Origin of the sequence: Aliivibrio fischeri (genome assembly GCF_009727955.1) — a bacterium.
Taxonomy (GTDB): Bacteria; Pseudomonadota; Gammaproteobacteria; order Enterobacterales; family Vibrionaceae; genus Aliivibrio; species Aliivibrio fischeri_A.
Window position 1 is genome coordinate 17,622 of the sequence record NZ_WOBR01000015.1, and the last position, 15,030, is coordinate 32,651.

The following is a 15,030-nucleotide window of genomic DNA, read 5'->3' on the forward strand; positions in this document are numbered from 1 at the left end:
CCTAGGGGTTAAAACCCAGGATCCCAGTCAACTTCGATCCGTTGAGCTTCACGATCAATTAATTTGATCACTTGCTCATCAATAAAAGGAATCAATCGTTCCTTTTTACCAAAAGCATCTTTCAGGTTGGCTTTGACTACAAGAACATCGTTTGATCCGGTTTCAAAAATGTCGTCAACAACACCAAGCGCATAGCCTTTAGTTGTAACCACTTCCATACCAAACAATTCACGCCAGTAGAACTCATCTTCTGACAGCTCAGGTAGTACGTCTGCTTTAACTGCAATTTCTAGGTTAGTATATGTTTGAGCTTCTTCTCGAACATCTAACCCTTCCAGTTTGCACACCAAACCTTTATGACGTTTCCAGCTTTCAACTGAAAACTCGACCCATTCACCTTTAACTTGGATAAGCCAAGGTTTGTAATCGAAAATACTTTCAGGTTGATCTGTAAAAGAAACTACTTTCAACCATCCACGAATACCATAGGAAGCACCAAACTTACCTACAACAATAACTTCGTCTTGCTTACTCATAAATTCTTTACCTTTAACCAACTAATATTAAGCCGCTTTTTTAGCGTCTTTAACTAGCTTAGCTACACGGTCAGAAAGACCAGCGCCTTGCTCAACCCAGTGGCCAACACGGTCTAGATCTAAACGTAGACCTTCTTCTTGACCTTGTGCTGTAGGGTTAAAGAAACCTACTTTCTCAATGTAACGACCAGTTGCTTTGAAACGGCTGTCCGCTACAACGATTTGATAGAATGGACGCTTCTTAGCGCCGTGACGTGCCAAACGAATGGTAACCATATCGTCCTCTTTTGCTTTGTATAAAAATTAAATTGGCCCAAAAAAATCAATTTTTGAGCCCTCGTGCCAAAATAAAGCCCCGGAATTTTACTCTTATAGAGTTTCAATGCAAGGGATTTAGTTACTTTTTCACCAATTATTTTTGTAATTGATGAAAAAACTGGTTTAAAAAAGTGCGCCAGGTTAAGTTTTTCAACAAATTAACTTGCCGCCCTTAATTATATATCTTTTTAGATACTACTGATTGTATTGGTTTTTTAGCGACCAAAGCCACCCATTCCGCCCATACCACCCATCATACCTTGCATATTACGCATCATGCCTTTCATTCCACCCTTCTGCATTTTCTTCATCATCTTCTGCATTTGGGTGAATTGTTTTAGCATACGGTTTACGTCTTGAACTTGTACACCAGAACCAGCAGCAATACGTTTTTTGCGTGAACCTTTAATGATTTCAGGACGTTGACGCTCTTTCATCGTCATGGAATTAATAATTGCTTCCATTTGATTAAACATTTTGTCATCAACTTTATCTTTCACATCACTTGGTAGCTGAGACATTCCTGGAAGCTTATCCATCATGCCCATCATGCCGCCCATGTTTTTCATTTGACCAAGCTGCTCACGGAAATCTTCTAAATCAAAGCCTTTTTTCTCTTTGAATTTTTTCGCCAGTTTCTCTGCTTTTTCTTTATCTACGTTCTTTTCAAGATCTTCAATTAAAGAAAGAACATCACCCATACCTAAAATTCGAGAAGCAATACGTTCTGGGTGGAACGGTTCTAATGCGTCAGTTTTTTCACCAACACCTAAGAATTTAACTGGTTTACCTGTAATATGACGAACTGATAATGCAGCGCCACCACGAGCATCACCATCAACCTTTGTTAAAATAACGCCGGTTAGAGGTAAAGCATCACCAAACGCTTTTGCTGTATTTGCCGCATCTTGACCTGTCATTGCATCAACAACAAACAGAGTCTCAATCGGATTTACATGCGCATGAAGTTGTTTGATCTCATCCATCATTTCGGTATCAACAGCCAAACGGCCTGCTGTATCGACAATAACAACATCAAAGAACTTCAGTTTTGCGTGACTAATCGCCGCATCAACAATATCAATAGGCTTCTGATCTGCGCTTGATGGGAAGAAATCAACATCAACATCTGTAGCCAATGTTTCTAACTGTTTGATCGCCGCAGGACGATAAACATCGGCAGAAACAACTAATACTTTTTTCTTATCGCGTTCTTTTAATAATTTAGCTAATTTACCCGTACTGGTCGTTTTACCTGCACCTTGTAAACCAGCCATTAAAATAACAGCAGGTGGCTGACAAGCTAAGTTTAGGGCTTCGTTAGAATCCCCCATTACCGCTTCTAGTTCAGCTTGAACAATTTTGATGAACTCTTGGCCTGGCGTTAAGCTTTTTGATACTTCAACACCAACCGCACCTTCTTTTACGCGTTTTACAAAATCACGAACCACTGGCAAAGCTACGTCAGCTTCCAGTAACGCCATACGCACTTCACGTAGCGTTTCTTTAATGTTGTCTTCTGTTAATCGACCTTTACCACTGATATTTTTCAGTGTTCTGGATAGTCTATCCGTTAAATTATCAAACATATTCCTGCGCCTACTTTGCGACCATTAAACGATTATACCTAAATCTTGGGCGTAATAATGAAAATTTTTTAACCAAACTGAATCACACCTACCGAGATTGTCCTGTAGAGGGTATAATCAAGATGTTGATAAACTAGGTGATCAGTAAATTATGGATACCATTACAGCAATCGGTGCTGCTCTATCTTACTTTTTTGCATTAGGCTTTGTTATTCCTGGCTTAGCAAGTAAAAATAAAATTCAGACCAAGGTGGTGTTCATTTTTGCATCCCTTGCACTGCTATTGCATGCATGGCAGCTTAAAGAGCTTATTTTAAATACTGCAGGACAAAACCTGAGTATTCTTAATGTAGCCTCTCTTATTAGCTTTATTATATCGCTAGTAATGAGTGCTTCTATGCTTAAGTTCCGAGTATGGTTTATTTTACCTGTAGTTTATAGCTTTTCTGCAATTAACTTATTAGCAGCGACCTTCCTGCCTGGGGCGTTTATCACCCACCTAGAGACTCATCCTAGCTTATTAATTCATATCTCTTTAGCTTTGTTTGCTTATTCAACATTAATGATTGCGACACTTTATGCTCTTCAACTCGCTTGGCTTGACCATAAACTCAAAAGCAAAAAATCATTAATGTTAAATCCAAACCTTCCTCCATTAATGATGGTCGAACGCCAACTTTTCAAGATCATTCTTGTTGGTTTATTATTATTGACGCTTACATTAATGACTGGCTTCACATTTCTTCAAGATATGTTTGCTCAAGGTAAAGCTCACAAAGCAATACTTTCCTTTATTGCTTGGATTATCTACGCAACATTAACTTGGGGCCATTATCAACGTGGATGGCGCGGTCAAAAAGCATTATGGTTCAGTTTATCTGGTGCTTTCTTACTGACCCTTGCTTACTTTGGTAGCCGTTTTGTTCAAGAGATTGTGTTAACTTAATTGCGACAATCGCTCACTTTTTGTATTCAAACTTGACAGATAGATTATCAGATTAGATAAATACCTTTTAATTATATCAATCTAAGTAAGTGCTTAGGTTGATATGCTCCCTTTAAAACGAGGAACAAGACACTTGGACGATATATCAACCGGTGCCCTATTTACGTTATTAGCTATACTCATTGTTATCTCAGGTTACTTCTCAAGCTCCGAAACGGGCATGATGTCGTTAAACCGCTACCGCCTAAAGCACCTGTCAAATCAGGGGCATAAAGGTGCAAAACGTGTTGAAAAACTACTCAGTCGTCCAGATCGCCTCATTGGCCTTATCCTTATCGGCAATAACCTTGTTAACATTCTAGCCTCTGCAATTGCAACCATTCTTGGTATGCGACTTTATGGTGACCTAGGCGTAGCCATCGCTACCGGTGTATTAACCCTTGTGATTCTTGTCTTTGCAGAAGTAACCCCTAAAACCCTTGCGGCAATGTACCCAGAACGCGTTTCTTATAGCAGTAGTATCGTCCTTAATGTGTTAATGAAACTGCTTTCTCCACTGGTTATTTTGGTAAATCTAATCACTAACGGTTTCTTAAAAATACTCGGCCTTGGTTCAGGACATGACGATAAAGATAAATTAAGTTCTGAAGAATTAAGAACCGTTGTTCATGAGGCGGGAGGATTAATTCCTCGTCGTCACCAAGATATGCTGATTTCAATACTGGATTTAGAGCACGTTACCGTTAACGATATTATGGTGCCTCGTAGTGAAATTACAGGGATTGATATTAACGATGATTGGAAATCGATTTCACGTCAATTAACTCACTCCCCTCACGGACGTATTGTTTTATATCGAGACCAAATCGATGAAGTGGTTGGGATGCTTCGCTTACGTGAGTCTTATCGCTTGATGCTTGAAAAAAATGAATTTACCAAAGAAACACTATTAAGAGCCGCGGATGAAATTTATTTCATACCTGAAGCGACCCCACTTAATTCACAGCTATTAAAGTTTCAGCGCAATAAAGAACGCATTGGTTTAGTTGTTGATGAATACGGTGATATCCAAGGTTTAATCACATTAGAAGATATTTTGGAAGAAATTGTTGGTGAATTTACTACCTCTATGGCTCCAAGTTTAGCTGAAGAAATTACACCTCAGCCTGATGGCAGCTTTATGATTGAAGGTAGTGCAAATATTCGAGACATTAATAAAGGCTTGAAATGGGACTTACCAACAGATGGACCAAGAACACTTAATGGTTTAATCCTTGAGCATTTAGAAGAGATCCCTGAAACGGAAATTAGCCTCGAAATTGAACAGCATAATATGGAAATTGTCGCTGTCGAAGAAAACAAAATTAACCTTGTAAAGGTATTTCCAAGTACTGAAGATGATAAATAATATTGATACCAATACTATCAATTTTTGAGACTGGTATTAAATTAGAAAAAAGCCCGCTAAATGCGGGCTTTTTTTCAAATTAAAACATCAATTAATGGTTAGATAATTCTTTCAGCATTGAATCAGATAGTGCAAGCTCATCATTTTTATTTACGCTGATGCCTGATGCAAGCACTGTGGTTGCAATTGCTTTTGCTTCATCAAGTGAATGCATTGCATATGTACCACATTGATACTCATTAAGTTCTGGTATCTTATTTTGAGCTTCTACTTTCAAAACATCTTCCATTGATGATACCCACGCGTCAGCAACCGCTTGCTCAGCAGGCGTTCCGATCAAACTCATATAGAAACCGGTACGACATCCCATTGGCGAGATATCAATAATTTCAACACCATTACCATTAAGATGGTTACGCATAAAACCTGCGTATAAATGCTCTAGAGTATGAATGCCTTTCTCTGACAGAATATCTTTATTTGGTGCCGTAAAGCGTAAATCAAATACAGTAATTGTATCGCCTTTAGGGGTTTGCATTGTTTTTGCAACACGCACCGCTGGCGCTTCCATACGGGTATGATCTACAGTAAAACTATCTAACAGTGGCATATTTTAATCCTTTAAAGTTATGAATGATGGCTTACCACCACCAACTGCTTTGTCTCTCTAGCTCTGCCTTACATTGCTTAAGTTGCCAACCATAAGTTTTCGCTTGAGATTCAACCTTACGAGCTATCTTAATCAATTGTGGTTTATTTTTATAGCTTTTACGTTTAAAACCACCGCGACCTTCATGATACGCTAAGTATTGGTTATACGGATCCCACTTAGAGATCCCTAACTGCTTTTGAGAACCATCAGTGTACCAACCGATAAACATAATTGCATCATCAAAGCTGCTACGAGAACCACCACCAGTTGCATCTTCATACTCTCCCCATACAGGGTCCTGAGCTTGCGCATAGCCATAAGCTGAACTTGGGCGACTCCATGGTATAAAACCAAGTAACTTAGTTCTAGGTGGACGCACCGTTGCTCTGAAACTACTCTCTTGTTTCATAATAGCCATGGCTACATTAATCGGCGTACCATACTCTTCAGTCATGTCTTTAGCATCGTCATACCATCCGCTTTTTTCACGGAAGATATCACATAGATTATCCTGTTTTGTTGGTGGCGCTGTCGCACAACCGGATAGTCCTAATAATGCTATAACGGTAAGTGGAAGTTTATATTTCATCAATTTTTCTCAAAAAAAAGCACTGCTACCCCTAGAATAACAGTGCTAGATATTTCGTCATTAGTATCACTTCAAATAACTGAAGTATTCTTCTAAATATTCAGAAAAAGAAAGCTTATCACTCGCTTCAATTTCTTTTTGTGCTTGAACTGAACGCTCTACTTCAGCATCTAACTCTTGTTTAGTATAAAAACGATATTGATGAGCTAAATGTGTTTCACGGTGCTCTACCGCCAATTTACAGCCAATAACACCGATGCCACCAGCGGCTTTTGTTTCAGCCAGTAAACGACCTGAAATCGTTAACTCAGGATCATCAATCATTGCACTTAGACGTTTATGAGTCTGTTGATAAGCGTCATCACCATTCACGCGATCCATTTCTTTTGCGATAACAAGTAAATCTTCAAATACTCTTTCTGCCCATGCTTTTTGAGTTAATCGTTCACCTTGGCAACCAATTTTTAGTTCTAGTCCAGGCTTACGACCTTGTTCAATGATCTTGTTCCAGTTGTCCTTCCAACATGCCATTTCACTGTCATTCATTGGTGCTGAGTCACTTAAAACGGTCCATGTTAAGAACATATCTAAGAAACGAACTTGGTCTTCATTTACACCAATTGGGCTATATGGGTTTACATCTAAAGAACGCACTTCAATATATTCAACACCATCTCTTTCTAATGCTTCAGATGGTCTTTCACCACTTTTTGCTACTCGTTTTGGACGAATTGGAGCATAAAGTTCATTTTCAATTTGAAGTACATTCGAGTTTAACTGAATGTGTTTATCACCTTCTTTCAAACCGATTTTAGCAAACTCTTCTGATGGCGTTCGAATCGCTTTGTTTAAACCATCAACATATTCATTAACGCTATTTAAGCTAATTTTTAGGTTACTTTGAGCATCATTGGTGTAACCAAGATCGCTCAAACGCAATGATGTAGCATAAGGTAAGTAATAAGTCTTACCTAAAGACTCAAAATCCATAGAGGTTTCACGCCCCTGAATAAATGAGCTACATAACGCCGGTGAAGCGCCAAAGAAATACGGAATTAACCAACCAAAGCGGTAATAGTTTCGAATTAATGCAAAGTAAGCATCTGATACGGATTCTTTTCTTTGTTCTTCTGATTGTTCACCAAATAATTCATCCCAAAATTCAGTCGAAAATGAAAAATTAAAATGTACACCAGAAATCACTTGCATCACGCTACCGTAGCGACGCTTTAGGCCTTCACGATAGGTTGTTTTCAGTTTACCTACATTCGATTCACCGTATTGAGCTAACGTAATATCGTCATCATGAGTAACAAAACATGGCATTGAAAGTGGCCATAGTTTTTCGTCTCCCATGTGAGAAACCGTATAGTGGTGTACATCTTCTAGTTGCTTTAATACGGTATCAACATCATTTGATACTGGAGTAATAAACTCTAATAATGATTCTGCAAAATCTGTTGTGATGTATTTATGTGTTAATGCTGAACCTACGCCTTCTGGGTGTGGCTTAGTTGAAAGTGACGCTCCTGGAGTAAATCGAAGCGTTTCTCTTTCAATTCCTCGGCCTGTTTTTTTAAAGGCGTTAGGATTGGAAGCGACTTTCTGTAATCGGTTGATAAATTCGGTCAAAATACAATCTCGCTATTGAGGTAACAACATTATTAATGTTGATTTATATCATGGATACTAACAAATTTTATCGATAGTTGGATACGAAAAAACGGCAATAAATACTACTTATTGCCGCCTTTCTAATTGTTACTACTTTTTCACAGTCATCACTTCAATAGGAATACCTAGTGATTTCAATTTAGGTAATAACGCCTTTTCATCACCAACAACGACAATTTGATATTGTGCAGGATCGAACCATTTAGACGCTAATGCATTCAATTTATCTCGGCCTAACGTCGCAATAAGCTCATTTTGCTCATCAATGAAATCATCATCTAATGAATACGTTAGTATTTTTCCAAGTAAACGTGCTTTTTGTCCTGGAGTTTCATATTTTAATGCATCTTGCTGCCCTACGGCTAAGCGCATAAAATTCAGCTCATCAACTGTCATTCCATCTTTTTTGAATTTATCCATTTCAGAAATAAATTCTTTAATCGATTCAACGGTTACATCCGCTCTTACTTGAGCATAAAAAATCGACATTCCGATCTCTTTATTACCCATTAAGTAACCGCCAGCACCATAAGTGTAGCCTTTATCTTCACGTAGATTCTGGTTAATTCGGCTATTAAAGTTTCCACCTAAATTAAAATTAGCTAACTGTGTTTGATAAAGTTCTCCGGTTGCATCAAATGGCATACCTTGTCGAACAAAACGAACGACACTTTGAGGTGCATTTGATTTATTAATTAAATAAATTTTTTGCCCCCCCAATACAGGCAAACGCTGCGGCGCCAAAATTTCAGGTGTGGCTCCCTTCCAATCAGATAAAAATGCTAATTTATTTATCAAATCTGATTTATTAATATCACCAACAGACACAATTTGGGTACCAATTGGCGTGTAGGTTTCTTTATAGAAAGCTTTAACATCATCTAATGTTAAACTTTGAACTGATTCTAATGAACCATCTGGCGAACGATCAAAAATCGTTCCTTTAAACAAGATTTCACGAGTGGCTTGTGATGCTAACCAAGATGGTCTTTGGTGCTCATATACAAGCCCTTCAACAGCCTGTTTTTGTAAACGATCAAAATCGACTTGTTCAAATGCCGGCTTAAATAGCATTTCATTTACAATAGCTAATGTCTGATCGATATTTTTTGTTAATGAAGCAACCGAGATCGTCGTTGTGTAACTGCCCGAATTAAACGATACAGAGCTACCTAGCTTATCAAGTTTCTTTTGCAGCTCCTCTGAAGAAGAGGTTGTGGTGCCTTCTTCCATCATAGCAGCCGTTAACGATGCTAACCCTTCTTTGCCTTTTGCTACATAACGATTGCCAGCAGGGATTGCTATTTGTAATTGAATCGTAGGTGTTTCAATTGCTTCTGTTCCCAAAACTTCAATACCATTACTTAAATTAGCACGGTAAATCTCAGGCGTTTTAGCCGTTACACCTTTTGATGGTTGAGGCATAATTGAGCGGTCAAAATCATCAACAGCTCTACGAACATCTAAACTATTCTCATCAATTTTTTGGTAATCAGGCAACTCTCGCTTTGGCGTAACAAAATTTGGCTTTTGAACTTCTAGCTGTGTTTTTCCTTTAGGTACAACACTTAACGTAACCTTATATTTGTTAGCCATATAAGTATCAAATGCTTGAGATACTTTCTCTGGTGTAACTGCTTTTAATTCAGTTAATTGCTTTTCTAACTGATTTGGGTCGCCATAAAAGGTTTCATTAGATGCCAGTTGAGATACTTTTCCTGAAACCGATTGTAAGCCAAAGATAGCCCCAGCTTCAGCGCTGCCTTGAACTTCTTCTAAATCTGCTTTGGATACGCCTTCTTTCTCAAATTTGTCAAGCACATCCATGACTTCTTTATATGCTGTAGCTAGATCGTTATTTTTACCAGAATCTGTCATAGCGTATACATACATGGTACAAGACAACTCAGCACAATCGTGGAAAGCACCAGCATCAACAACTTTTCCTGTTTTTACTAACTCTTGATATAAGAGACTCGTTTTTCCATCACCTAGCAATGTTGCAAGCATATCAAGGCTAGCTTCAGTTTCTTCACCACGATACGTTGTTGGCCAACCAATCATTACCATAGGCTGTTGAATACGATCTTCTAATGTGATGTAGCGATTTTCTTTTAGTGTTACAGGTTGTTTAGGTGCGTTATCTACCTCTGGCCCTCGAGGAATCGAACCGAAGTATTTATTCACCCATTCAAGGGTTTGCTTGCTATCTAAATCACCACCAATGGTAATGACCGCATTATTAGGTCCATACCAACGTAAGAAAAAGGCTTTTAGATCGTTAACATCAACACGATCTAAATCCTCTACATAACCTATGGTTTGCCATGAATACGGATGACCTTGTGGGAATAATGCTTCGCCCATTTTTTCATAAATTAAGCCATACGGACGATTATCATAATTTTGACCACGCTCGTTTTTAACTGTACTGCGTTGAATTTCAAATTTCTTTTGAGATACTGCATCAATCAAGAATCCCATACGATCAGATTCTAGCCACAACATCTTTTCAAGTTGATTTGCAGGCACGGTTTCAAAATAATTGGTGCGATCACGATTGGTTGTACCATTTAATGTACCACCCGCTTCGGTAATAATTTTAAAGTGTTGTTGATCACCTACATTCTCTGAACCTTGGAACATCATATGTTCAAAGAAGTGAGCAAAACCTGATTTACCGATTTCTTCTCGAGCAGAACCAACATGGTAAGTCACATCGACATGAACAAGTGGATCAGAGTGGTCTGGACTAAGAATGACAGTCAAACCGTTATCTAACGTGTATTTTTGATAAGGGATAACGGTTGAGCCTTCTTTAGGTAATACTTGCTCAACAAGGGTCACCCCTTTTGGTAAATCAGTCGTTTTCGGAGCTTCAAATTCAGATTTACTGCAACCTGCAAGCGCCAAAACAATTGAAAGGCCTAATATTTTTTTCATTCTTATATCCTATAAAATCCCGTTTACTGCAAGCGATAGCAAGACATATCGCGCCGCTTTACCAATCCCAATTAAAACAATACATGGCCAAAATCGCATCCTTAACCACCCGGCAGCTAAACAAAGGGGATCGCCAATGATTGGTAACCAACTAAATAATAATGTCCAATAGCCATATTTTTTAATCCATTGAATGGCTTTATGACCGTGTTTCTGCGAAGAAGTTTTATCAGGAAGTAATAAACCAAGCCAATAGTTTGTTATTCCACCTAGTGTATTTCCTAGCGTTGCAACAAAAACAACAAGCCATGTAGAAAAGCTATTTAGTTGTAATGTTGCGATTAGACTCGCTTCAGAAGCGCCTGGTAGTAAAGTGGCACTTAAAAAGCCAGAGCTAAATAATACCCATAATGCAGACTCTGCATTAAACCAATCAAACATGATTGAATTTATTCCATTATAAATACTAAGATAACAGTAAGCATAAAATAAAAAAGGGCGCATCAGCACCCTTTTATTGTTAGGTTTTGTTCAAAATTAACCAACTAGCGCAAGAAGTATACCTGCAGCAACAGCAGAACCAAGCACACCAGCTACGTTTGGCCCCATAGCATGCATTAACAAGAAGTTTTGAGGATTAGCCTCAAGACCAACTTTATTAACCACACGAGCGGCCATTGGAACAGCTGATACGCCTGCCGCACCGATTAATGGGTTAATATCTTCTTTCGAGAACTTATTAAGAACCTTAGCCATAATGACACCACCTGCTGTACCAATACTAAAAGCAACGGCACCAAGAGCTAAAATACCTAATGTTTCTACATTTAAGAAGGTATCCGCTTTTAGCTTAGATCCAACACCTAAGCCTAAGAAGATCGTAACAATATTAATTAATTCATTTTGAGCGGTACTTGATAAACGATCAACCACACCAGACTCTTTCATTAAATTGCCTAAGCAAAACATACCAACCAGTGGCGTCGCCGATGGCAAAAATAAAATAGTCATTAGTAATACAGCTAATGGGAATAATATTTTCTCAGCTTTACCAACATGACGCAGTTGAGCCATTTTAATTTGACGCTCTTCTGGTGTCGTCAGTGCTTTCATAATTGGTGGCTGAATAATAGGAACTAATGCCATGTAACTATATGCTGCAACCGCTATCGCACCTAATAGGTCTGGTGATAACTGACTCGATAAAAAGATTGCCGTAGGGCCATCAGCACCGCCGATAATAGCAATAGACGAAGCATCCGCTAGCGTAAACTCCATTCCCGGCACATAGTTAAGTAAAATTGCACCAAACAACGTAGCAAAAATACCAACTTGAGCAGCAGCACCTAGCCATAGTGTTTTAGGGTTAGCAATTAGAGCACCAAAGTCCGTCATCGCCCCTACGCCCATAAAGATAAGTAACGGGAAGATTCCTGTTTCAATCCCTACGTAATAAACGTAATAAAGCAGCCCACCCGGATCTGTAAATCCTGCATTAGGGATATTTGCTAAAATTGCACCAAACCCAATAGGTAATAATAATAGTGGCTCAAACCCTTTTTTAATTGCTAAAAAGAGTAGACCACAACCAACTGCCATCATAATAAGTTGCTCAAACTTAAAGTTGGCAATGGCTGTTTCATTCCATAATGTTAATAAACCATCCATGTTTTATACCTACATCTACGCTAAAGAAAGTAATGGCGTACCAACAGTCACTGCATCACCTTCTTTAGTTAAAATATCTTGCACTGTACCACTACGTGACGCTTTGATTTCTGTTTCCATTTTCATCGCTTCAAGAATAAGTAATACATCACCTTCTACAACTTCTGCGCCAGTCTGCACTAATACTTTAAAAATATTACCCGCGAGTGGTGCATCAACAGATTCAGCGTCCATTGCAGAAAGTTGAGGTGATTGAACTGGAGCGGCTTGAGCCGAAATTGGTTCAACAGAAGAGATAACCCCCTGAGGACCCACTTCAACGTTATATACTTGCCCATCGACTTTGACGCTATAGGCTTCAACACTTCCTTTACCTGCTGCGACTTTAACTTCTTCTTTTTCTGTTTCTTTTTCAGTACCAGGAGCTGGTTCAAATGCATCTGGGTTATTACGGTTTTTAAGGAATTTCAAACCAACTTGTGGGAACAATGCATAAGTTAAAACATCATCAACTTGCTGTTCCGCAAGAGCAATATTTTCCTCTTTTGCTTTTTCCAATAGCTCATCGGTTAAAGTATGAAGTTCAGATTTCAGGAGATCTGCAGGACGACAAGTCACCGCTTCTTTACCATCAAGAACACGAGCTTGTAATTCAGCATTAACTTCAGCAGGAGCAGCACCGTATTCCCCTTTCAATACGCCAGCAGTTTCTTTTGTTATGCTCTTATAACGCTCTCCAGTAAGAACGTTAATCACTGCTTGTGTACCCACAATTTGAGAAGTTGGTGTTACAAGTGGAATATAGCCAAGGTCCTCACGAACTTTAGGGATCTCTGCTAAAACTTCATCCATCTTATCAGCAGCACCTTGCTCCTTAAGTTGGCTCTCCATATTAGTCAGCATCCCACCGGGAACCTGTGCAATAAGAATTCGTGAATCGACCCCTTTTAATTGCCCTTCAAATTTCGCATACTTTTTACGAACTTCTCGGAAATAACTCGCAATAGGAGCTAATTGGTCTAATTTCAAATTTGTATCGCGATCGGTACCTTCTAACATAGCAACAACAGTTTCAGTTGGTGTATGCCCATAGGTTTGGCTCATCGACGAAATGGCGGTATCAAGAATATCAATTCCAGCTTCTACCGCTTTAATTGCTGTTGCTGTAGATAACCCAGTAGTCGCATGACTATGTAGCGCTAGAGGAACATCACAAGACGCTTTAATGCGTGTAATTAACTCTTCAGCTTCGTAAGGTTTAAGCAAACCTGACATGTCTTTAATACATAATGAATGACAACCTAAATCTTCTAATCGCTTAGCTAAATCAACCCAAGTATCAGTATTATGAACAGGGCTAGTTGTATATGAAAGCGTACCTTGCGCGTGAGCACCTACATCAATTGTCGCTTTTACTGCTTTTTGAAAATTTCTTACGTCGTTCATTGCATCAAAAATACGGAATACATCCATTCCATTTGCATGCGCTCGTTCAACAAACTTCTCTACCACGTCATCGGCATAGTGGCGATAACCTAATAAGTTTTGACCACGCAAAAGCATCTGCATCGGCGTATTAGGCATTGCTTTTTTCAATAATCGTAAACGTTCCCATGGATCTTCTCCTAGATAGCGTATACAAGAATCAAATGTTGCGCCCCCCCAAGTTTCTAGAGACCAATAGCCAATTTTATCCAACTGCTCTGCAATCGGTAACATATCTTCAACACGCATACGTGTTGCAAATAGTGATTGATGGGCGTCACGAAGTACCACATCAGTGATAGAAAGTGGTGTAGACATGCTTACAAACTCCTTGTAATGATTTTCCTAAAACAGTTATTTATTCTTTTCGCGGTGTAATTTAACCGCAGCAGAAATCGCAGCAATTATCTGGGGCTGCACTGTTGTTTGTTCGGGATTCTGAACTTTTTGAACGGCTAATGCTCGCTTTGGAGGTAGTTCCACAGGCAATAGCTTTGACATGAGTTGAACTAGATAAACTAGGATGGTTAGGAATGCAAAAACAACACACATACCTGTAAGCATGAGCGTAGCTGCTTCCCATAATAGACTTCCAATGTCTGTCATCTTGCTTCCCTTTTGATGATAGTGACAATGTAAAATTTAGTATGATATTCATACCTATCCACATAAATATTTGATCATTCTTGCTTGTTAAGATCAATTACTTATCTAGGTTGGTATTATACAAAAATGGTTCTTTTATTCTAAAAAGAAGAATCAATTATCTCGTCATGAACACATTTGTCAAATATGAATCAATGAAATCTTTTTAAAAAAGAAGATCATGGCGAGTTATATCCATACATTGCCACTTTTCTCTTTAAAATAACCTGATTACAATCAAGTTACCTAACAATAACAAATAAATCAATCGATTTAAAAACAACCAATTTGATTAACTATTTATCTTTCAGGCATAAAAAAACCCGATCAAATGATCGGGTTCTTTTAAAGAATGGTGCGCCAGAGAGGATTCGAACCTCTGACCGCCTGGTTCGTAGCCAGGTACTCTATCCAGCTGAGCTACTAGCGCACACTTTAATTCTGATTGTCTTTGTAATCTTTTATTGTAACCAATAAATGACTACAAAAAGAAATAATGGTGCGCCAGAGAGGATTCGAACCTCTGACCGCCTGGTTCGTAGCCAGGTACTCTATCCAGCTGAGCTACTAGCGCACA

The 15,030-nt window shown here is 38.7% G+C and carries 13 protein-coding genes and 2 tRNA genes; 2 read left to right on the forward strand and 13 right to left on the reverse strand.

Features of this window, described 5'->3' with window-relative positions:
- Positions 1-8: 8 nt before the first annotated feature.
- The 3 genes from rimM to ffh all read right to left on the reverse strand — a co-directional run bounded on the left by rimM (position 9) and on the right by ffh (position 2,443).
- A complete protein-coding gene (gene rimM / locus GNP81_RS18340; protein WP_155656687.1) occupies positions 9-536 on the reverse strand; it encodes a ribosome maturation factor RimM in 528 nt (175 codons plus the stop codon).
- 27 nt (positions 537-563) lie between these two features.
- A complete protein-coding gene (rpsP, locus tag GNP81_RS18345; protein ID WP_005417799.1) occupies positions 564-812 on the reverse strand; it encodes a 30S ribosomal protein S16 in 249 nt (82 codons plus the stop codon).
- Positions 813-1,069: 257 nt separating this feature from the next.
- A complete protein-coding gene (gene ffh / locus GNP81_RS18350; RefSeq protein WP_005417798.1) occupies positions 1,070-2,443 on the reverse strand; it encodes a signal recognition particle protein in 1,374 nt (457 codons plus the stop codon).
- A 151-nt stretch (positions 2,444-2,594) separates the two neighbouring features.
- Between ffh and GNP81_RS18355 the strand changes: the two genes are divergently transcribed.
- Positions 2,595-3,389 (forward strand): cytochrome C assembly family protein, encoded by a 795-nt coding sequence (locus tag GNP81_RS18355; protein ID WP_069594376.1) that lies wholly within the window; start codon positions 2,595-2,597, stop codon positions 3,387-3,389.
- Between the two features lie 133 nt (positions 3,390-3,522).
- Positions 3,523-4,797, forward strand: coding sequence for an HlyC/CorC family transporter (locus GNP81_RS18360; protein ID WP_017020358.1), 1,275 nt, complete (start codon positions 3,523-3,525; stop codon positions 4,795-4,797).
- Positions 4,798-4,888: 91 nt separating this feature from the next.
- Here the strand turns inward: GNP81_RS18360 and luxS are convergent, their stop codons facing one another.
- The 10 genes from luxS to GNP81_RS18410 all read right to left on the reverse strand — a co-directional run bounded on the left by luxS (position 4,889) and on the right by GNP81_RS18410 (position 15,027).
- On the reverse strand, positions 4,889-5,407 hold the full coding sequence (gene luxS / locus GNP81_RS18365) for an S-ribosylhomocysteine lyase (RefSeq protein ID WP_155675040.1): 519 nt from the start codon (positions 5,405-5,407) through the stop codon (positions 4,889-4,891).
- 31 nt (positions 5,408-5,438) lie between these two features.
- Complete coding sequence (locus tag GNP81_RS18370) at positions 5,439-6,038, reverse strand: transglycosylase SLT domain-containing protein (RefSeq protein ID WP_155675039.1); 600 nt, start codon at positions 6,036-6,038, stop codon at positions 5,439-5,441.
- 66 nt (positions 6,039-6,104) lie between these two features.
- Positions 6,105-7,670, reverse strand: coding sequence for a glutamate--cysteine ligase (gshA, locus tag GNP81_RS18375; protein WP_155675038.1), 1,566 nt, complete (start codon positions 7,668-7,670; stop codon positions 6,105-6,107).
- Between the two features lie 132 nt (positions 7,671-7,802).
- Positions 7,803-10,655, reverse strand: a complete 2,853-nt coding sequence (locus tag GNP81_RS18380) for a M16 family metallopeptidase (protein ID WP_155675037.1) — start codon at positions 10,653-10,655, stop codon at positions 7,803-7,805.
- 9 nt (positions 10,656-10,664) lie between these two features.
- Positions 10,665-11,096, reverse strand: coding sequence for a YqaA family protein (locus GNP81_RS18385; protein WP_196587450.1), 432 nt, complete (start codon positions 11,094-11,096; stop codon positions 10,665-10,667).
- Positions 11,097-11,192: 96 nt separating this feature from the next.
- Positions 11,193-12,323 (reverse strand): sodium ion-translocating decarboxylase subunit beta, encoded by a 1,131-nt coding sequence (locus GNP81_RS18390; protein WP_005417780.1) that lies wholly within the window; start codon positions 12,321-12,323, stop codon positions 11,193-11,195.
- A gap of 15 nt (positions 12,324-12,338) precedes the next feature.
- Positions 12,339-14,126 (reverse strand): sodium-extruding oxaloacetate decarboxylase subunit alpha, encoded by a 1,788-nt coding sequence (gene oadA / locus GNP81_RS18395; RefSeq protein ID WP_155675035.1) that lies wholly within the window; start codon positions 14,124-14,126, stop codon positions 12,339-12,341.
- 36 nt (positions 14,127-14,162) lie between these two features.
- A complete protein-coding gene (locus tag GNP81_RS18400) occupies positions 14,163-14,414 on the reverse strand; it encodes an oxaloacetate decarboxylase subunit gamma (protein WP_155675034.1) in 252 nt (83 codons plus the stop codon).
- A gap of 392 nt (positions 14,415-14,806) precedes the next feature.
- Positions 14,807-14,883: transfer RNA gene (locus tag GNP81_RS18405), tRNA-Arg, on the reverse strand.
- A gap of 67 nt (positions 14,884-14,950) precedes the next feature.
- Positions 14,951-15,027: transfer RNA gene (locus GNP81_RS18410), tRNA-Arg, on the reverse strand.
- Positions 15,028-15,030 lie beyond the last annotated feature (3 nt).